The following is a 19287-nucleotide window of genomic DNA, read 5'->3' as shown; positions in this document are numbered from 1 at the left end:
GACAAATTTGTCTAATGGTATTTTCCTTGGCTGGCCGCAGACGTCGTGGTATATTGAGCCCCGGAACGAGGAGGGCTTATGGGAGAAAGGAAAAAGGGTGAGGCCAGTACCTTCCTGGAGTTTGCTGAGGAACTTGTGAAAGAGGCCGGCAAGCTGGCGCTCAAATATTATGGCCAGGGTAATCCCGAAGTCAAATTCGACGATGCCCTGGTAACAGAGGCGGATTGGGTCATCAGAGACTTTATCAGCACCTCCATATCACGACAATATCCCGAACACCGACTTCTGGGGGAAGGGACGACTCAGACCACCTACCGCCACGGCAGCAAAGGGTTCCAGTGGATCGTTGACCCTGTTGATGGCACGGCAAATTTCCAGGCTGGTATTCCAATCTGGGGAATCTCACTGGCATTGTATGAAAATTTCTGGCCAATACTGGGCCTTTTTCATATGCCGGTGACTGGAGATGTGTACAAGGCCTTGGCTGGACGCACCCTTATGGTGAATGATACGCCGCTAACCTCCAGGCCGGAAATCGTTGCCAGCAATGAGTCGGTTCTGCTTACTTATTCCCGTTTCCACAACGAGTTTCGTTCTTCATTCCCGGGCAAGATCAGAAACCTGGGATCCACGGCCGCGCATCTGAGCTATGTTGCCTCGGCCCGTGCTGAGGCGGCTCTGTTGAAATATGTGCACATTTGGGATCTGGCTGCTGGTCAGATTTTGCTGGAGGCGGTCGGCGGTGAAATTCGCTACTTGGACGGCAAGACTTTCCATCTGAACGATTTTCTCGACGGCCAGAAAGTAGCTGAACCCCTGCTTGCTGCACCCTCTGGAGAACATGGTCTCATTACCCAGTATCTCGAGCTGTCCTGAAAAGCAGTCTAGGGCCAGCCGATGGCGTGAAAGGTGCTGATGCCATACCAGGCACATTCGAAAAGAGGCCAGTAGGTTCCCAGTGCCGATACAATGCTGCCACGGCTTTTCATGAGGAACCAGTGGCAGACTCTATTCATGATCTTGCGGTCTGATTCTGGCGGCCAGCCTCCAACCTTTGCTGAATTGAACGAAAAAGAGAGTCTCCAGGTAGTGGCCTTCCGTCATTTGTACAGCTACGCAGTCGTCGAGGAAATAGATCTTTTCCATTCGCCATTTGCCTTGGGCGTGTGCTCGAGTTTCCACGAGATTTGCCGCCTGGGCTGTGGCAAGATAGGTGAACAAGACGCCAAGTGAAGCAGGGATCTCTGGAGCTGCTGGCTGTCGGCCGCAGGAGACGAGCGGCAGCAGCGCGGCAACTGCATCCGGGTTGACAGTAATGGTGCGAAAGGGTATTTCCACAACTCCTTTTTCAGGTTTTTCAGGGCCGCAGCTAGACAACACCATAGAGGTGACAAGAATCATAAGGGCAGCGACCAGGCGACTGGTTGTGTAAAGGTACGGTCGCAAGTTCTTGAAGAGGTCAGCCATACAGGATCCTTTCCTGCAAAACGGGCATGCCCAAGAGAGGCCCAGGGCAGTTTCGCTCTTGAAAGTAGATTGCTCAATATTTTAACCTTTTGATTTTGCTGTTAATATATGAAATATACTATAAGTTAAACATCAGTGAAAATCAATTGTTCATTAGTCAGGAGAAGGCAGTTTTGCTGACCCTGTGAGGCGAGAAAACCTGCACAGGGCAACAGTGAGGGAAATACAGCTCACTTGCCGCTCGGGTTCGTTGTGAGGCAGATGAAGCACATGCCAGGGCAAAACAGTTTTTCAGATGGGTGCAGCTGTAATATATTGCCGCTTAGCACTGCGGGGTGTTAAGATATTTGGAAGTGGCCGTTTCCTGGCGTTGCAGTAGTCTCCACAGGGTGTGGTACAGGTCACTGATCGCAGTAAGGATTTCCCACTGGGAGCGACCATGCAGTTTGGCGAACATTTTTTTGTGGGCCAGAGCCAGCCTATCCGGAAAATCAAAGACCTTATTCGCCATGTGGCCAATAGTGACCTCAACGTGCTGATCTGTGGAGAAACTGGCGTTGGCAAGGAAGTGGTTGCTCATGCCCTCCATTTCATGTCAGACCGCCGGAACAGGCTCCTCATAAAAGTTAATTGTGCTGCCATCCCGGCACAACTGCTCGAAAGTGAGCTCTTTGGCTATGAAAAAGGAGCCTTCACAGGGGCTGAGGCCAGGAAGATAGGGAAATTCGAACTGGCGCACAAGAGTACCATTCTGTTAGACGAAATTGCCGATATGCCGCTGCCGCTCCAGGCGAAAATGCTGCAGGTGTTGCAAGATCTGCGGTTTTCTAGATTGGGGGGTAAAAAAGACATCCAGGTAGATTGCTGGGTGCTTGCCGCCACAAATCAAGAGATAGAGCATCGCATCAAGCAGGGATTGTTCCGAGAGGACCTGTATTATCGTTTGAACATAATTCGCATATACATCCCGCCCCTTCGCGAACGGAAAGAGGACATCGAGCCTCTCATTCACTATTTTGCCCAACAATCTGCCGCCAGAGTGGAAAGACCCCGGTTTCATTTTGATGACAACGGCGTGGTGCAGTTCCTTCGAGAGTACTCTTGGCCGGGAAACGTCAGAGAACTCAGGAGCACCGTCAACCGCCTCATTCTTCTCGGTGACTGGCCTGCAGTTAAAGCGGAGCTTATGGCGAGAGCGTCGGGAGTCCTTGAGTCTCGGCAGAAGCCCAAAGTTGTCACCTCGCCGGATGAAAGCCTTCTGGATGAAACAGCTGGAAGACAATTTCCTTCTCTCAAGGATGTGAAGAGGAGGGCGGTGCAGGAGGCTGAGAGCAAGTTGATAAGATCCGTTCTCATAGAGACTGGTTGGAACCGCAAGAAAGCTGCAAGTATCCTGCAAATCAGCTATAAGGCCTTGCTTTATAAAATAAAACAGTACGAAGTCGACCAACGGCAGGTCTTGTGAACTGCATATTTTTCTGCCAAAAACCTGGGGGATGGAGATCCCTGCTATAAGAGCTCAGCCTGCGTGAGTTGGTATGTGGAGCGGATTGCTGTCCGGGACAGCCGGCACAGACGGTTGTCTTATCACGCCAACTTTTGTGGAAATTTGCAGGCTGTAGGTTCAACTGCGGGGATGAGAATCAACGAGAAGATGTATTTTTTCCTTGTAACCTTGATCGAATTTTGTAATATATTTAAAATTCTTGCGAGTGCACGGTTTTGATGACTCCACTTTTCTGGCAATAATTCATGCCCGCGCATGCAGGAGATCGCTGTGCAGAAAGGGGTACGTTGCCGTGTATGAGCCATTCAAATGAAACAGCAAACATGATGAATGGAACTGACCGTCGAAAAGAGAGACGACTAGGGCGCCAGTTTCCCTTGCTGCTGCACTGCGTTGATTCCACCGACCTGGTAATAGAAGGAATGAGCGAGAACCTCAGCCAGGGGGGAGCTTTCATCAAGACCAGTCAATACCGCTCATGTGAAGTCGGCAAGCCAGTAGTCATTACATTCCTCCTCCCTCCCGATTTTACTGGCCAGGAGAGAACCATAGGGCTGCAGGGAAGGGGAACTATAGTGAGAATCGATGAGGAACATGGTGGGTTTGGCGTACGATTTGACAAAAATTTCAGACAATTTGAACAAGTTGAAGCATCTCGGGCAACGGTTGAGAGCATACACAAGAGCGTTGGCTATTACCTGGAGAAATTTGGGGAGATGCAAAAGCAGCAATTTTTAGAGATATTTCCAGGCGGATTTCTCGTCGAAAAATCTAAGACTATCTTTGATAAGAATTCTGTTCTGCAATTTACAACAGAAATTATTGACGACGGTAAAATAGCAGAGAATGAGTCTAATGTGCTTATAGATCCCAGGACACTGAGTACTACTGTAATAGAAATTACAAAACAAGCTTCTGATGTAGATGACATATCGATCTATATTGGCAGAGCAAATACTAATGATATAATATTATATAATAAGTTGGTATCACGTAATCATGCCCATATCCGTTTTAATTTGTCTGAGAAGAAGTGTTATCTAGTTGATTCTGCTTCAGCTAATGGTACTTTTGTTAACAAGAATAAGTTAATTCCTGAAAAAGAATATCTTCTCTCAGATGGTGATGAAATTTCCTTTGGTCCTCATACAAAAGTTGTCTATTTCTCCTCTGAATCCTTTCACAAACTGCTCAGCGAGTTACGTGCAAGCTCCTGTTGATAATTATGTCAGCTTGTCTGCCCCTCGCGGGGAGTATTTAGGTACCATCGGCTGCGTCGGCAGAAAGATGATGGTTCGAGGCGAGTCAATATTTTGTTATGTATATAAATCAAGTAGTTACGATAGTATCTTACGGTAGGTATCCTCGGGAAGTTTGCCATAAATGGTTCTTGCTGCCTTGTTGGTTGCTGACTGATGTCGTGTCACTGCCCGCCACTTCTGCGGCCAAGCAGAGGGGCAGGCTGCAAGGCAAAGCACGACTGCAGAGCAGTCAGGCTTGATTGACATGGGGAGCAGACCCGAGCGGCTACAACTGTAAACCAGGGCGCTTGACAGGGCAGTGAGGGTGTGACACAGTGTAGTCCAGTGTTTGCAGGGGCGTGGTGAAATAGACAGATCTGCTCTCTGGCGCACAAAAACACCGTGAGGTTCCTAAAGAGACGTCAGGCCCGGCGCCATGTACTGTTCCCATTACAATTTGCACAAACTACCCTTTCAGATAAGTCCTGATCCAGATTTTCTCTGGCTCGGGAGCAAGCATCGCCAGGCATTGACCACTTTGCAGGAGGCTCATAAGAAAAACAAAACACTGATAGTCCTGACTGGAGACATTGGTACGGGTAAAACCACCATATTGAATGCGTTTATTAATGGTCTGGAAAATGATGCTTTTGTGGCTACTATTGCGAATCCTACGCTAGATACACTGTCTTTCTATAATTTAATTGCTGATTCATTTAATTTCGCCAAGAGATTTAAATATGAATCCAAATTTATTACCTATTTTAGTTCATTTCTTAGAATAGCATGTAAATTTAATAGAAGAGTTATTTTGATTATTGACGAAGCACACAAGTTATCGCCTTCTATATTAGAAAAATTACTTATTTTTTCTAATTATAATTTGTTGCATAATACTGATTCACATTTACCAACGACAAAGAGTTATCGCAAGGCAATAAACATTTATCTGGTAGGGCAAAATGAACTATCGCAATTATTAACGAAAAAGGATTTTACTCTATTCCAAAAGAGAATCGAAGTTAGCTTTAATATAGAACCATTAACTGAACAAGAGACAAAGGACTACATAGAACACCGTTTGCATCTTGCAGGGGCCACCAGGGAGATTTTTACCCGAAAGGCGATTCGCGAGGTATATAATTTTTCCAGAGGTTACCCACGTTTGATAAATATCATTTGTGACAATGCACTTTTGGCTGGTTACTTTAAGCAAGTAAATGTTATTAAACCAAAAATCATCCAAAGATGCGTAAAAAAACTAAACCATCTCACGGCGCCCTGCAACTGATTGCTTGATAATTCTTCATATATCTGTTATTATTGCATATCTAGTACGAGCTGCTACCAGGCAGCATGCCTGAATGTTTGCTGAAGCGTTGCGAGGTCTGGAAGGCTGTGGCCTGCCAAGTCGAAATTGGCCTCAAAAGTTTGACCACGCCTCAATATTTGGGGCGGCTCTTTCTGTCTACTCCACCTCCTCTCCGGCTATGCGGACCGAGGGTGAGGCTAGAAGAGAGGTGGGCCGCTGGCCAGATTGACCACTGTGCCGTTGCCAGGTTGCCGTCTACAAGGTGCAGCTCGGGAAAGGTCATGATTCGAAGAGCACCTGCGCTCATAAATGGTGAAAGTGCGCCTGACGCCTGTTGGCATCTGAGAGGGCGCCTCTGAGTGGGAGCGTAACATGGCAGTCAAAAAAGCAGGAGAACATGCGCACCTCCACAAGGCTGAGACTTCGCTTACTTCCAGATCGGTGCTGCATGAGATCTCAGAGGAAATGCACTCCGCTTTCAGCCTCAATGAAATTATCCTCTACCTCAAAGATCGTTTCCTCAGCCTCACCCAGGCAGACCGAATTACTGTCTATGTGGTGGATGTGGCTGCCAAAGAAATCTACTCGCGCTTCAAGGTGGGACACGAAATCAGTGAAATCAGACTGCCCATTTCCGAGGGGAGTGTTGCCGGTTATGTGGCCAAGACTGGTAGAATTGTCAATATCAAGAATGCTTACGATGTTGGTGAGCTGAGAAGCATCCACCCCCGGCTCAGGTTCGATCGCAGATGGGACGCCAAGACGGGATATCGCACCGAGCAGATGCTAGTGGTGCCAATTCGCTTTCATCGCTTCACTCTGGGAGTGCTGCAACTGATCAACAAGAAAGATGGCACACCCTTTTCAGCTGCCGACGAAGAACTGGCCCAGAAGATTTCCGGCGTTCTCGGTGACGCCCTCTATCACCAGCTCAAGACTTCTAGACGGCGACCGACCAAATTCGACTACCTCATCAGCAGGGGATTGTTGACCCAGGAGCAGCTCGAAGATGCCATTGCCAAGGCCTGCAGCAAGGGAATGAACGTGGAGGAGATTCTGCTGTCAAATTATGCCATAAGCAAGCATGATCTGGGCACAGCTCTAAGTCATTTCTACCGCACGCGCTATATACCCTTCAGCAGCAGACATGTCATCCCCGGAGAATTGCTCAAGAATCTGAAAGAGAGCTACCTGCGATCCAACCTCTGGGTTCCCCTGGAAAAGAAAAATGGCTGTATCACTGTGCTGATGGACGATCCCAATCATCTATTGAAGCGGGACATGGCGCGGAACATTCTCAGGACGAACAACATTGAGTTTTGCGTGGGCCTCAAAGAGGACATCCTGCAATATCTGGATTACTTTTACGGGTCCAACCTCGCCCAGACCTCCATAGTCGACATTCTCGGACGACTGGAAGTAGAAAACGAGGCTGAGCAGGAAGAAGAGGAACTGGTCCACGAAACCGATAATGTGGTGGTTCAGTTCGTCAACAAAATGATAGTTGATGCGTACAACAGAGGGGCATCAGACATCCATCTCGAGCCGCTTCCCGGCCGGCGCAGCATGCAGATTAGATTTCGGGTGGATGGCGTCTGCACTCCTTACCAGACTGTCCCCTACGGCTACAAGAGGGCGGTGGTGTCGCGCATCAAGATCATGTCTGATCTGGACATTGCTGAACGACGGTTGCCCCAGGACGGCAAGATCAGATTTGGCAAGCTATTTGGCAAAAAGATTGAGCTGCGGGTGGCTACCATGCCGACTACCAGCGGTCTGGAGGATGTGGTACTCAGGATCCTCACTTCAGGAGAGACCAGGGACCTCAAGGACCTGGGCATGACTGAAAGGAATCTGGAACTCTTCCGGCAGATTATCCAGTATCCCTATGGTATGATCCTGGTGGTAGGCCCCACCGGCTCTGGCAAGACCACGACGCTGCACGCGGCAATGGCCCATATCAACACCCCGGGTAAGAAGATCTGGACTGCCGAGGATCCAGTAGAGATCACCCAGCCGGGTCTTCGCCAGGTGCAGGTCAAACCCCAGATAGGGTTGACCTTTGCCAGGGCCATGCGGGCCTTTCTGCGCTGCGACCCCGATGTGATCATGGTGGGCGAGATGCGCGATGAGGAAACAGCGGCTATGGGTATCGAGGCCTCGCTCACCGGCCACCTGGTTCTCACCACCCTGCACACCAACAGCGCACCGGAGACCATCACCCGACTCCTGGACATGGGTATGGATCCCTTCAATTTCGCCGATGCTCTGCTAGGTGTGCTGGCCCAGCGCCTTGTCCGCATTCTGTGCAAACATTGCCGGGAGCCCTATCATCCTTCCAAGGATGATTTTCGCACCCTGGTCCTAGAATATGGCATAGATGATTTCCGCCGCCTCGGTGTGAAATATTCCTCAGACCTTGTTCTTTACAGGGCTGTGGGGTGCGAGAAATGCAACAATACGGGCTACCTCGGCCGCACGGGCATCCACGAGCTGCTCACTGGCAGCGAAAAGATAAAACGGATGATCCAGCTTCGCCGACCTGTGGGGGAGATCCGGTTGCAGGCGCGGAAGGAAGGGATGACCACTCTCAAGCAGGACGGCATCCAGAAGGTGCTCCAGGGAGTCACGGACCTCTCCGAAGTACGGCGGGTCTGCATGAACAAGTAGCAGAATAGCAGGTAATTTCTTGAGGCGCACAGTCTACTGGTCGTATCTGCCTCTCGGATACGATATATCTCCAGCGCTTCCCAATGGAAAGGCTACTGGGCGGGGGTAAGGCTAGCCAGCAGGTGGAGGCAAATCCTTTGTCGTCATCTGAGCTTGTGCCTCATGTTTTCTTAAATCAAGGGCTTACTCCTGGAAGCAACTCAACAACATTGACATTTAAAGCTGCAAGATGTACAGTAAAACTGTACATTATATGAGGGGACCATCATGGCCATTCAAACAACATACACCAAGGCCCGTGCAAATTTCGCTTCCTTAATTGATGAAGTTACCAAGAATAGAGAGGTTGTAATTATCCAACGGCGTGGAAGTGAGGATGTCGCTATGATAGCCGCCGAGGAACTCGCTGGCCTGCTCGAAACTGTACATTTGCTTCGTTCACCTGCCAATACGAAGCGGTTGCTCTCTGCTCTTAATCGAGTTCGGCAAGGAATCGGTACACCACAAACTATTGAAGAACTTCGCAGCGAGGTCGGCTTTGAGTAAGCGGAGAAAGGGATCGCCTCAAAGCAGCAGAAAGAGGCAAGCTGTATTCCAGGTTGAGTTCAGAGAGGATCTGCGTTACTGGGTCGAAACAGACCGTCGGACAGCTCTTCGGATTCTTAAACTCATAGAAGCAGTAATGCGTGATCCCTTTCAAGGGGTGGGTAAACCAGAACCACTAAAGTTTCTTGGACCAGGCATTTGGTCTCGCAGAATCACCCAGGAACATAGGCTGGTCTACGTAGTAAGCCGGGATAGAGTCGATTTTATTCAAGCACGTTATCATTATTGAAGGGTGCTATTCCTTCTTATTGATATCATTGGAGCCGGCGATGGGATTCGAACCCGCGACCTGCTGATTACGAATCAGCTGCTCTACCCCTGAGCTACGCCGGCTCATGGTAAGCAATTGCTTATATCACCTGGTTTCACTGGTGGTCAAGGAGAAATTGGTTGACACCCTTGCTCCATGGGCAGGGGTTTTTTGTTACCAGAAGTTGATCTGCAAGGGAATACTTAATTCATGAATGGCTCAACCGCGGCTGTGGCGAGGCGCAAGGCAGCACTGAGGCATGAGGTGTGGGAGTTGCTGGAGTCTCGAGGGATTTCTCCAGATCCTTATGGCAAGATTCCCCTGTTTCCCGGGCAGAACAAGGCGGCAGAAAGGCTGCGGCGGCTCGAGGCCTATAGAAGGGCGGCTACCGTTCTGGCAACGCCGGACAGGGCCCTGCTGCAGGTGCGGCTCAATTGTCTAGCCGATGGCAAAAGGCTGATCATGGCCACACCAGGCCTGCGTGACGGCTTTTACCTGCTCGAAGGGCAGGTGCTCAGGCCCAGAACCTGGCGGCGGGCTGCCAGCAGTTCGGGAGTGCGTAGATTCGGCAAGAAACTGGCCACAACGCGCCGAGCCATCGGCCGCCTGGATATGCTGGTGACTGGAGCGGTGGCTGTCAGTTTGCAGGGAGTCAGGCTGGGCAAGGGCTCAGGCTACTTTGACCTGGAGTTTGCCATTCTTCTCAGTATTGGCTCCCTCGGGGAGGAGAGCAGAATTGCTGCTCTGGTGGACGACTTGCAGATTTGCAGCCACATCCCAACTGCGGCACATGACGTCCCCGTAGACGTGGTTGTCACGCCCAGCCGTCTTATTGCGATCAGCCCGCGCCCCCTGCGGCCTGCAGGCCTCGAATGGGAAAAGCTGGACTCAAGACGCGCCGAGCATTTGCGCCTATTGCAAAAACTCAGACAGGGGAAAAACACCTCGAATCGTTAGGGGAGCAACATATGGCTGCTTTGAAGCCGGCGGTAGGGCAGTTCCGCCGGCAGAGTATCATATGACAGTGGGCTATTTTCTGGCTGCAGCCGCAGCTGTGGCCCCGCCGCCAAGCAGAGCCTTGATATCCTCGTCCAGGAAGCGCACTCCCGCCCCGAAAAAGAAGGAGGCGTCGCCTTCGCTGCCCACAAAATCATCCCAGCCCATAGTGACAAACAGATGTTGCAGGAAGGTATAGTCAGCATACAATTTCAGGTGGGGGCTGTCCTCGAAATCAAAGGCTTCGAAACTGAACTTCAGGCTGTCGTCCAGCAGGTAGTAATCCAGGCCAACCCCCCCTGTGGACTCCAGAACACCGCCCCGGAGAACAACGTCCTGGTAGCGCTTGGCGATTTGCGCCGACACCTTGATACCATCGCTGCGGTCGCCGCGTTTGGGCACGTCCACCACAGAAAGCAGATAGTACTTGTCTGGCCGAGGTTGAATTCTCAGGCTGGCGTACGACTTGAGATCACTGCCGTCCACCAGGTATTCACCCCGGTAGCTCAGGTAGGTCTTGAACCGCTCCTGTTGGCTGAGAACGCGGTTGATGCTGCCCAGGGCCTCATTGAGATTGTCCACGGTCTCCTCGTCGTTGACCAGCTTACCCAGAGATCCCTCCCCTCTGTTTATCTTGTCTGAGACCTCTTTCAATGAGGCAAGGGTGGCGTCGAGATTTGCCGCAGTTTCCGGGTCGTTCACCAGACGTCCCAAAAAGCCCTCGCCCCGGTTTACCTTGTCCACCACCTGGCGCACGGCTGTAATAGCCTCTTCCAGCTGCTTGGAAGTGTTTTTCATGTTGGCAACAATGATCTTGAAATCTTCCTTGTTTTCCCCGCTCATCTCTCTGATGTCATGACTGAAGCGATCTAGATTGGCCATTATGGCATCGAAGTGTTCCATGTTCTGTTTGACGGCCATGTTTAGATTCTCACTGAGCTCGCGGATATTGCGAAACACTTGTTTCAGGCTGGCCGCCCCCTCTTTACCCCCCAGTACCTGGCTGAGAGTCCAGGTCACCTGGCGGATGTCGTCGCCTATTTGTCCCAGCTTGGTCAACAATTGGTCCATCTCCGGAGGAGTCACCGTGTGGACGATAGTCCCTCCTGGTGGCAGGGGCTCTGCAGTGGGAGTGCCGGGCTGGATTTCTATGTATCTGTCTCCCAGCAAGCCTTTGGTGCGGATGGTGGCTGTGGCATCGGTGCTGAGCTTGACACCTGGTCTGATCCGCAGTCTGACCTTTGCTTTGCCGGCCTCGAGTTCTACCCCCATGACCCTGCCCACCTCCACACCAGCTATTTCAGCCGGTACGTTGAGCTTGAGGCCGGCAGCGGAGTCGAAAATGGCATAGATCTCATAGCCGCCTCTGCGGCCAAAATGAAATTCACCGAGTTTCAGGGACATGTAGACCAGCAGGATTATGCCCAAGAGGACAAAGAGTCCCACTCGTGCCTCAGTTGTCAGTCTTGCCATTCCTTGGTCTCCGATCAGTCGGGTCCCTTACACCACCACTATAGGACCCTCGGCCCTGCCTTCAATAAACTGTCGCACCACCGGGTCGTTGCTGAGCCGGAAGTGCTCCGGCGTTCCCTCCATTATGATCCGTCCTTCGTAGAGCATGGCAACCTTGTGGGCAACCTTGAAGGTCCCCTCGATGTCATGGCTGATCACCACCAGGGTGGCCTGGGTCCGCATATGAGTAGTGATAATCAAATCATTTATGGCGTCTGCGGTCACTGGGTCCAGGCCAGTTGTGGGTTCGTCGAAGAGGATGATCTCCGGATCGAGGGCAATGGCCCTGGCAAGTGCCACCCTCTTTTTCATGCCGCCGCTGAGTTCAGACGGCATTTTGTGCTCCACATTCTTGAGCCCCACCTGCCGCAATTTGTCTGCCACAATCTGGGCGATCTCCTCTTCATCTTTTGTCGTATGTTCCCTGAGGGGAAAAGCCACATTTTCGGCAACGGTCATGGAATCGAAAAGGGCTCCTCCCTGGAACAACATGCCAAATTTCTTTCTTATTTCATTGAGTTGGCGACTATTGACGGCAGCAATGTCCACCCCGTCAACCAGAACTTTTCCCGAGTCTGGCTTCATGAGGCCGATGATGTGCTTCAAGAGCACACTTTTGCCGGAGCCGCTCTGACCAATTACCGCAGTAGTTTTTCCCCGTTCGATGTGAAGGTCAAGGCCTCTGAGCACGGGCTGTCCCCCGAGTGTTTTGTACAATGCTTCCACCCGGATTGCTACCCTAGAATTGTTGTTGACCTCAGTCATCAAAACATCAGCGCTGTAAGAAAATAGTCGCTCACCAGGATGAGGACCGAAGAGAGCACAACGGCCTCTGTGGCTGAACGGCCGACTCCCTCTGCTCCACCGGAGGTGGCAAAACCTTTATAGCAGCCCACCAGGCTGAGGATAAGCCCAAAGAAAGCCGATTTGATCAGGCCATTGAACAGGTCAATGGGCTGCACCATATCATAGACCTTGCTCATGAAAAGTCCTGGATTGATGTGGAGCAAATTGACGCCAACTGCATAGCCGCCAGCAACGGCGATAAAGACGCACATTACCGTCAACACCGGCAGCATCAGTACAGTGGCCACCAATCGTGGCACAACCAGGTGCTTTATGGGGTTGGCCGCCATAACTTCCAGGGCATCTATCTGCTCGGTGACCCTCATGGTGCCGAGTTCTGTGGCCATGGCAGAGCCCACTCGGGCAGTTACCATGAGTCCGGTGAGTACCGGGCCGAGCTCCCTGGTCATGGACAAGGTCACCACCGCACCCACCATGGTCTCCGCATTGAACTTGGTGAAGCCGTAATAGGTTTGCAGGGCGAGTACAGCACCGGTGGATGCCCCGGTAAGAATTACTACAGTGGTAGATTTGACCCCCACAAATTCCATCTGTTTGAAAATGAGGCCTACCTTCAGAGGCGGACGTACAAGCCATGTGGCTGCCTGAAACAGCATAATGGCTATCTGGCCTGTCTCTAAGAGAAGACGATAGGTAAGTCTGCCGATCTCGGTGAGGATTGCCTGCATGACGTCCCAATAAGTTGAGGCAGGTGGCCAGGTGTAAACAACTCACCGTGTTCCCTGGCGTGCCAGGGTTCCAGCAGCTGGTGCTGTCACACAGGAGAGCCCTGCCAGCCAAGAGCGCAAGTGATCCCCTTATCGAGCCTTGGTGACGCTTTTCGGCCCAAAGTCACAGTGAGCAGTTAACCATACGGAAATCATAACAAATTGTCAAGAGAGACAATCTGGGGCTGAGTGCCCTGATAAATACGGCCAACCAGGTAGAGCTCTGGGCACTCCTCAGGTGGGTGGGTGGATAATCTGCGAAACCAATACCAGTTCGACTCCCTGCTCTTTCAGCTTGGGTAAATCGCTGCTGAGTACCTCGAGCGTAACCTGATGGGGATGAGCTATCCCAATGGCCCTGCCCTTGAGCCGAGCCAATTGCACCAGTCTTCGCAACTGGCTGCGAATTGCCCGGGGCGACTGGATGTTGTCCAGAAAGACATTTCTTTCCGCAGAGGGTATGCCCAGCTGTTTCGCTAGAGTGTACCCGGTGGTGTCCTTGCTCGTTCGGCTGTCGAGGAAAAAAAGATTCCTCTTTTTGATCTCCTGCAAAACTATTTTCATTTTTGCTGCCTGCTCGCAGAAGCGTGACCCCATGTGGTTGTTGACTCCCACAACAGAGGAGAAGGAAGCAAGATCTTCTTGCAATTGCTGCCTGAGCTCTTCGTCCGTCATTGCCAGCAACAGGGCGCCAGGTCCTGGGTTGACCTCAGGAAAGCCTTTAGGCTCCATGGGCAGGTGCAGCATCAATTCCTTGCCCTTCTTATGGATTTCACTGGCAATCGTCTTGCTGAATCTGCCATGCGGCAGCACTGAAAAGGAGAGAGGCTCCTTGATGGCAAGAAATTTTTCTGCCAGACGGCGGTCGTATCCCAGATCATCGATTACGATGGCAACTCTGGCTGCTGGTTTTTTCCGGGCCCTGGCAGGAGGCTGCTCAATCTTGTGCGTCAGGATGATTTTGTGGGTGAGCATGCCCATGACTCGCACAGTGAGGTCCCGGCTGGAGGGTGTTCTGCCGTTTGCTTCCCAGGAAATCGCCCCGCTCACAGTTTGCAGATTTTTGGTTACGATATTCTGGGTTTGCACCAGGTTTTGCGACGGTTTCAGCCGGACTTCAATTTCAACATATTCCCAGTGTCTATTCCCCCGAGACCGCTGTACTACTTTACGGAAGCGAATTTGCGATTCTTTGACGCCCAGCTCTCTGAGGCCATGGTAGATGGCTATCTCCACTTCGCCGAGCAGCGAAGTGAAGCCGTTGACCTGGACCTCTTCATATGCAGGTATGGCAGGAGGCTGTTGATAAAAAGAGGCGTCAAACCACAAGAACAGCAGCAGCAGAATGACAACTGCCACAGCTGCCAGAGACCATTTTAGCAGAAGGTCTTTGCCTGAAGGGGTGCGCTTCTTCTTTTTTCGGCGAGGCCTTTTCCCAGATGCCATAGATGTGTCGGTATGCTTGCAGAGCAGTGAGACGGCGCTATTGAAAACATCATTTCCTGTGGAGGAACCTCCTCTGCAGTTCAAAGGCACCACATTCTGCTAGAGCAAATCCGTTGTCCAGCAAAGCGCAGGAAATGACAGGAACCTGAAAGAGACAGTCGTGGCCTCAACTGCCGGCTTGTTTTATGCGTGAAAGAATCTCCCAGCCCTTCAACAGCTCCACAGCCCGAGCCAGCTGGTTGTCCTTTTCGAGTTCTTTTTGAATCTGGGCCTCCTTGTCCAATTTTTGGCGATTTTCGTCGTCGGCTCCTTGCTTCTGCTCCATGTGGTTTTTGAGATCTTTTTCCCGGATTGCCTTGAAATCCGCACTCTTGTTGTCTGCTTCTGTTGGCAGTCGCCGCTCGACGACGATGTCAGGCTGAATGCCGGTGGCCTGGATAGAACGACCACTCGGTGTGTAGTAAAGGGCAGTGGTCAGGCGGATGGCGGAGCCATTTCTCAAGGGAATAACAGTTTGCACAGAGCCCTTGCCGAAGGTCTTTACTCCCAGGATCACAGCCCTTTTTTGATCCTGCAGCGCACCTGCCACAATTTCCGCGGCGCTCGCTGAGCCTTCGTTTACCAGGGCAACCAATGGGTAAGGATGGGGATGCATGTTCTTGTGTGCCCGGAACTCCATATCCTGACTCTTTATTCGGCCGCCGGTATAGACTATCAGTCCCTCGTCCAGGAATTCATCGCTTACCTTGACTGCTTGGTCGAGAAGACCGCCCGGGTTGTTTCTGAGGTCCAGAATCAAGCCTCTCATGGGCTTGAGCTCTTTTTCTAAACTATCCAGGGCGTTGCGCAAGTCCTTGGTGGTAGTACTCTGGAACTGGGAGATGCGCACATAGCCAATGCCGGAGCCCATGCTCTTGGCTCGCACACTCTTGATGGGAATAATTGCCCGGATCACAGTGAATTCTTTTGGTTTGGTAAATCCCTTGCGCATGATGGTAAGGGTGACCTTGGTGCCCTTGGGCCCCCGCATTTTTTTCACTGCTTCCATCAGGGACATATCTTTGGTGGGTTCGCCGTCTACCTTCAAAATCTGGTCTCCTGCCTGGATGCCCAATTCATAAGCCGGCGTACCCTCCAGAGGAGAAACCACTGTAAGGACCCCGTCTCGTATAGTGATTTCAATGCCTATGCCGCCAAAACTGCCTTTAGTTTCCACCTGCAGTTCTTTATAGGCATCCTGATTCAGGTATGAGGAGTGCGGGTCGAGAGTTTTCAACATGCCGGAGATGGCACCATCGATCAGCTTTTCCTGGTCTACCTCTTTGACATAATTTTCCTGGATAATATCGAGAGCGTCGCTGAACACCTGCAGCTGTTCATAGACATCTTTTGCCTCTGCAGATACGTCCTGTACACTTAAGCGCTCCCAGCCGATGACAAGCACAACGACCACGAGCAAGAAAAGCACAATGGGTAAGTGTAATTTTGACCTTGACATGTAACCTCCTTATGCGGCCGCTTTTATGATTTGTTGCTCACTGTTTGCTTGCTGGCCTCCGGTTTCTTCGGAGGGCAATTGCGAACCGCAATGTCGTTCCTGCCACGACAGTGAAAACTGTGGCTTCTTATACTGGAGCACAATGGCAACCGTGTCCATTTTAGTGCTGCCCCAGAATAGCTTTGCTACGTCATGACAAGTCTGGATTCAGACAATTTCCTGCAATTTGTATGCCCTTATCCTCTGCCTGGGCTGTTCATGCCGGCCAGGGCAGGCAACAGCCACCTCTGGGGATCCAGGGCTCGGCCCCGATGGCGAATTTCGAAATATATTCTCCCTGCTGAACGTGCAGTAGCGCTGTAGCCAGCGTAGCCGATCACCTCCCCGGCCTCCACCTTTTCTCCCACGTCTTTGGCCATATCCCCCAGGTGGGCCGTAAGAGTATAGTACTTGTCGCCATGATCAATTATAATAACGTTTCCATATCCCTTAATCCAGCCTCGATAAATGATCTGGCCGCCATAAACCGCCATTACTGGAGATGCTTTCTTGGTGGCCATGTCAATCCCTTTATGGACAATGGTGGTGCCGAATTTATCATATCGCTTGCGGCCAAAGCGGGTGATTATCCTGCCCTGGACAGGGTAGGGCAGAGTCCCCTTCTGCCTGGCAAAGCCACCCTGGTGAGGGGCCGGCAAAGAGCGCCTGTTGTTCTGCTCCTGGAGGTTGGCAAACACTTTCTCCAGATTGCGCGAAACTGTTTCCAGTTCTGCCAGGTAACGGCGATACATCTGCTCGCGATTATGCACGTCCTGAAGCAGGGCCACGTGCTGACGCCGAATGTTCTCCATTTCCTCCTTTTGGTTGGCCAAATCTCTTACCAGAAGAGAGAGCCGTTCTTCCTGGGCCAGGAGCTTTCGGGTGAGCTGCGCCTCTTCGGTTTGCCGTCGTCTGTACGTCTCCAGCAACAGCCTGTCCTGCTCGGCAATGGTTCGCATGTACACCCAGCGATGCTGCAGATCACTCATGTCCGCAGCAGAAGTCAACAGATCGAGATAGCCGCTACGGCCTGCCTTGTACAGTACGCGAAGACGTTGTCCCAGCAGTGCTTCAAACTGCTGCATCTCCCTGACCAGCACCTGCAGACGTTTGCGCTTCAGTGCCACTTCTTGCTGGACGGTGAGCTGCTCTGCCTTGAGCTTTGCCACCTGTTCGCGGAGTTTCTCCAACCGCAGCTCCATCTGGTCAAGCTGATCGAGTAGATTGCGTTCCTGACGCTGCATAGACTCAATCTTTTGCCGGCTGTGCTGCATGCGCTCTCGAACCCGGCGCATTTCCGCCTGGCGGGCTTCCGCAGCCGCGGAACTGCCCTGTTCACTGGACGAGCACACCGCGGCAGCCGCAAGCAGGCAGAGCAATAACGACAGCAAGGAGCAGTACAGTCTGGTCATCTTTGCAAAAACCTCCGCACGGACACTACACTGCCGAACACCCCGAGCAGGGTGCCCAGGACGAGAAAGCCGACTATGGCCGAAACTGGCAGCAGAGTTGTCGGCCCTATGCCCAGGAGCGGCGGTAAATGGACGCGGGAGAGAAAAACATGGAGCAAGAGAAACAGGGAAGCGCAGGCGCAAACGGCCCCTCCCAGGCCGTGCAGGAGTCCTTCGATGAGAAAAGGTGCCTGGATGAAAAAGTCAGTAGCGCCCACCAGACGCATGATTTCCAGCTCCTGTCGCCTCGAATAGAAGGTGAGCTTGACAGTGTTTGAAATCACCAACACCGTAGCCACCAGAACCAGTCCTCCCAGAGTGATGCCGAACAGCTTTACCACGTCTGCCACGGTCTTGAGCCGCTCGCGCCATCTCTCGCCATATTGAACTTCGCTAACCAGGGGCAGCTTTTGCAGTTGACCCACCAGCTTTTCCAAATGGTCAACCCCAGCAGCCTCAGGATTCAGGTTGAGTTCCAGGGAGGCGGGCAGGGGATTTTTTTGCAGGCCGTCCAGGATGCCGGCGTATTGCTGCAGTTGCTCCCGCAGACGAGCCAGAGCCGTCGATTTGCTGACGTAGACCACCTGCTGCACTGCAGGCCAGCGGCCAATTTCTTGCTGCAGTTTTTCAGCCTGCTCCTGGGTGACGCTATCGTGCAGATAAGCAGTCACCTGCAGTCGGGAGCCCCAGTTGTGCAGAAAATGCTGCAAATTGAGGTACACCAAGCCGAAAAGGCCCAGAATCATTAGTGAGAGAGTAATGGTGCTCAAAGTCACCAGACTGAGAAAAGGCTTCAAACGCAGATTTTCCAGGGCTTTCCTGATGAAATAGCCCACCATTCCCAGCCGCATTTGCTCATCTCCCCTGGGCGGCCATTTCAACAGCTGCGCCACTGCGGTGCATACCCACTTGCAATCCTGAAGCTACCAGGGCTCCGCCTCGCAACATGGCAATCTTGGCGCTCGGTACCCGGCTGATGAGATTCTTGTTGTGAGTAGCAAGGATCACGGTAGTGCCTCTGAGGTGAATCTCTCTGAACAGCTCCAGGATATCCATGGTGATTTCTTCGTCAAGGTTCCCGGTGGGTTCATCAGCCAGGAGAAGTATGGGATTGACCACTATGGCCCTGGCTATTGCCACTCTCTGTTGTTCTCCCCCCGACAGTTTGCGGCTGAGGTGGTTTTCCTTGCCTGCCAATCCCACCAGCCGCAGCACCTGGCGAACTTTTTTTTCTATATATCCCCTTGGCTTGCCGGCAACCTCGAGGGCCAGGGCAACATTGGCGAACACGGTGCGGTCGAGCAGCAGCTTGAAATCTTGAAAGACAACTCCTATTCGCCTTTTGAAGTAGGGCACCCTCGAACGCTTCAAGCGCTGCAGATTGATGCCGTCTACCAGGATCTGCCCGGAAGAGGCCCTTTCATCGAAGAATATGAGTTTCAGCAAGGTGGTCTTGCCCGCTCCGCTGGGACCGGTGAGAAAGAGGAAGTCGCCCCTGTCCACAGTGAGCGTCACATCTGCCAGGGCATAACGTTCACCGTCGTAGCTCTTGAACACATGGTACATCTGAACCATGGGCTGCCGGTCCCCCACGTGAATGCAGCGCGGTTTCGCCTGTAAAAAGTGCTCCTCGCCAGCAAAGAGCGGCTACACCCTATCACAGGCACAATAGGCATTCAAGCAAGAAAATCAAGCCATTAACTCATTCACTTCTATGC

At 51.9% G+C, this 19287-nt stretch carries 17 protein-coding genes and 1 tRNA gene; 8 read left to right on the top strand and 10 right to left on the bottom strand.

The annotated features are described in order from the left end of the window. The first annotated feature begins 78 nt into the window (after window positions 1–78). Entirely contained in the window at window positions 79–876 is a 798-nt protein-coding gene (locus JRI89_03145) for an inositol monophosphatase (GenBank protein ID MBW2070230.1), read from the top strand. A gap of 132 nt (window positions 877–1008) precedes the next feature. Here the strand turns inward: JRI89_03145 and JRI89_03140 are convergent, their stop codons facing one another. After that, the gene (locus JRI89_03140; GenBank protein MBW2070229.1) at window positions 1009–1467 is read right to left on the bottom strand and encodes a hypothetical protein; all 459 of its coding nucleotides are present in this window, start codon (window positions 1465–1467) and stop codon (window positions 1009–1011) included. A gap of 439 nt (window positions 1468–1906) precedes the next feature. On the opposite strand from JRI89_03140, the gene JRI89_03135 reads away from it, so the two are divergent. From JRI89_03135 to JRI89_03110, 6 genes are all read left to right on the top strand, one after another. Further along, complete coding sequence (locus JRI89_03135; protein MBW2070228.1) at window positions 1907–2932, top strand: sigma-54-dependent Fis family transcriptional regulator; 1026 nt, start codon at window positions 1907–1909, stop codon at window positions 2930–2932. A 338-nt stretch (window positions 2933–3270) separates the two neighbouring features. After that, the gene (locus tag JRI89_03130) at window positions 3271–4194 is read left to right on the top strand and encodes an FHA domain-containing protein (GenBank protein ID MBW2070227.1); all 924 of its coding nucleotides are present in this window, start codon (window positions 3271–3273) and stop codon (window positions 4192–4194) included. A 550-nt stretch (window positions 4195–4744) separates the two neighbouring features. Continuing rightward, window positions 4745–5506, top strand: coding sequence for an AAA family ATPase (locus JRI89_03125; GenBank protein ID MBW2070226.1), 762 nt, complete (start codon window positions 4745–4747; stop codon window positions 5504–5506). A gap of 393 nt (window positions 5507–5899) precedes the next feature. After that, complete coding sequence (gene tadA, locus JRI89_03120; GenBank protein ID MBW2070225.1) at window positions 5900–8197, top strand: Flp pilus assembly complex ATPase component TadA; 2298 nt, start codon at window positions 5900–5902, stop codon at window positions 8195–8197. A gap of 267 nt (window positions 8198–8464) precedes the next feature. Continuing rightward, window positions 8465–8743, top strand: a complete 279-nt coding sequence (locus JRI89_03115) for a type II toxin-antitoxin system prevent-host-death family antitoxin (GenBank protein ID MBW2070224.1) — start codon at window positions 8465–8467, stop codon at window positions 8741–8743. Further along, a complete protein-coding gene (locus JRI89_03110; GenBank protein ID MBW2070223.1) occupies window positions 8736–9032 on the top strand; it encodes a Txe/YoeB family addiction module toxin in 297 nt (98 codons plus the stop codon). Before JRI89_03115 ends, JRI89_03110 begins: the two co-directional genes overlap by 8 nt. A gap of 29 nt (window positions 9033–9061) precedes the next feature. On the opposite strand, the gene JRI89_03105 is transcribed toward JRI89_03110, so the two are convergent. Next, a tRNA-Thr gene (locus tag JRI89_03105) sits at window positions 9062–9136 on the bottom strand. Window positions 9137–9263: 127 nt separating this feature from the next. Between JRI89_03105 and JRI89_03100 the strand changes: the two genes are divergently transcribed. Beyond that, on the top strand, window positions 9264–10010 hold the full coding sequence (locus JRI89_03100) for a 5-formyltetrahydrofolate cyclo-ligase (protein MBW2070222.1): 747 nt from the start codon (window positions 9264–9266) through the stop codon (window positions 10008–10010). Window positions 10011–10082: 72 nt separating this feature from the next. Here the strand turns inward: JRI89_03100 and JRI89_03095 are convergent, their stop codons facing one another. The 8 genes from JRI89_03095 to ftsE form a co-directional block, all read right to left on the bottom strand. Next, window positions 10083–11522: an MCE family protein gene (locus JRI89_03095; GenBank protein ID MBW2070221.1), complete on the bottom strand. Its 1440-nt coding sequence runs from the start codon at window positions 11520–11522 to the stop codon at window positions 10083–10085. Between the two features lie 27 nt (window positions 11523–11549). After that, the gene (locus JRI89_03090) at window positions 11550–12326 is read right to left on the bottom strand and encodes an ABC transporter ATP-binding protein (protein ID MBW2070220.1); all 777 of its coding nucleotides are present in this window, start codon (window positions 12324–12326) and stop codon (window positions 11550–11552) included. Then, window positions 12326–13096 (bottom strand): ABC transporter permease, encoded by a 771-nt coding sequence (locus tag JRI89_03085; protein MBW2070219.1) that lies wholly within the window; start codon window positions 13094–13096, stop codon window positions 12326–12328. Before JRI89_03085 ends, JRI89_03090 begins: the two co-directional genes overlap by 1 nt. A gap of 273 nt (window positions 13097–13369) precedes the next feature. Continuing rightward, a complete protein-coding gene (locus tag JRI89_03080) occupies window positions 13370–14581 on the bottom strand; it encodes a divergent polysaccharide deacetylase family protein (GenBank protein MBW2070218.1) in 1212 nt (403 codons plus the stop codon). Between the two features lie 166 nt (window positions 14582–14747). Continuing rightward, a complete protein-coding gene (locus JRI89_03075; GenBank protein MBW2070217.1) occupies window positions 14748–16079 on the bottom strand; it encodes a S41 family peptidase in 1332 nt (443 codons plus the stop codon). Window positions 16080–16315: 236 nt separating this feature from the next. After that, the gene (locus JRI89_03070) at window positions 16316–17530 is read right to left on the bottom strand and encodes a peptidoglycan DD-metalloendopeptidase family protein (GenBank protein ID MBW2070216.1); all 1215 of its coding nucleotides are present in this window, start codon (window positions 17528–17530) and stop codon (window positions 16316–16318) included. Then, window positions 17527–18420 (bottom strand): ABC transporter permease, encoded by an 894-nt coding sequence (locus tag JRI89_03065; protein ID MBW2070215.1) that lies wholly within the window; start codon window positions 18418–18420, stop codon window positions 17527–17529. Before JRI89_03065 ends, JRI89_03070 begins: the two co-directional genes overlap by 4 nt. A 4-nt stretch (window positions 18421–18424) precedes the next feature. Next, complete coding sequence (ftsE, locus tag JRI89_03060; GenBank protein MBW2070214.1) at window positions 18425–19144, bottom strand: cell division ATP-binding protein FtsE; 720 nt, start codon at window positions 19142–19144, stop codon at window positions 18425–18427. Window positions 19145–19287 lie beyond the last annotated feature (143 nt).

This window comes from Deltaproteobacteria bacterium, assembly GCA_019309045.1.
Classification (GTDB): domain Bacteria; phylum Desulfobacterota; class Syntrophobacteria; order BM002; family BM002; genus JAFDGZ01.
Note: the sequence above shows the minus strand (reverse complement) of the source record. Positions and strands in the feature narration are given on the sequence as shown.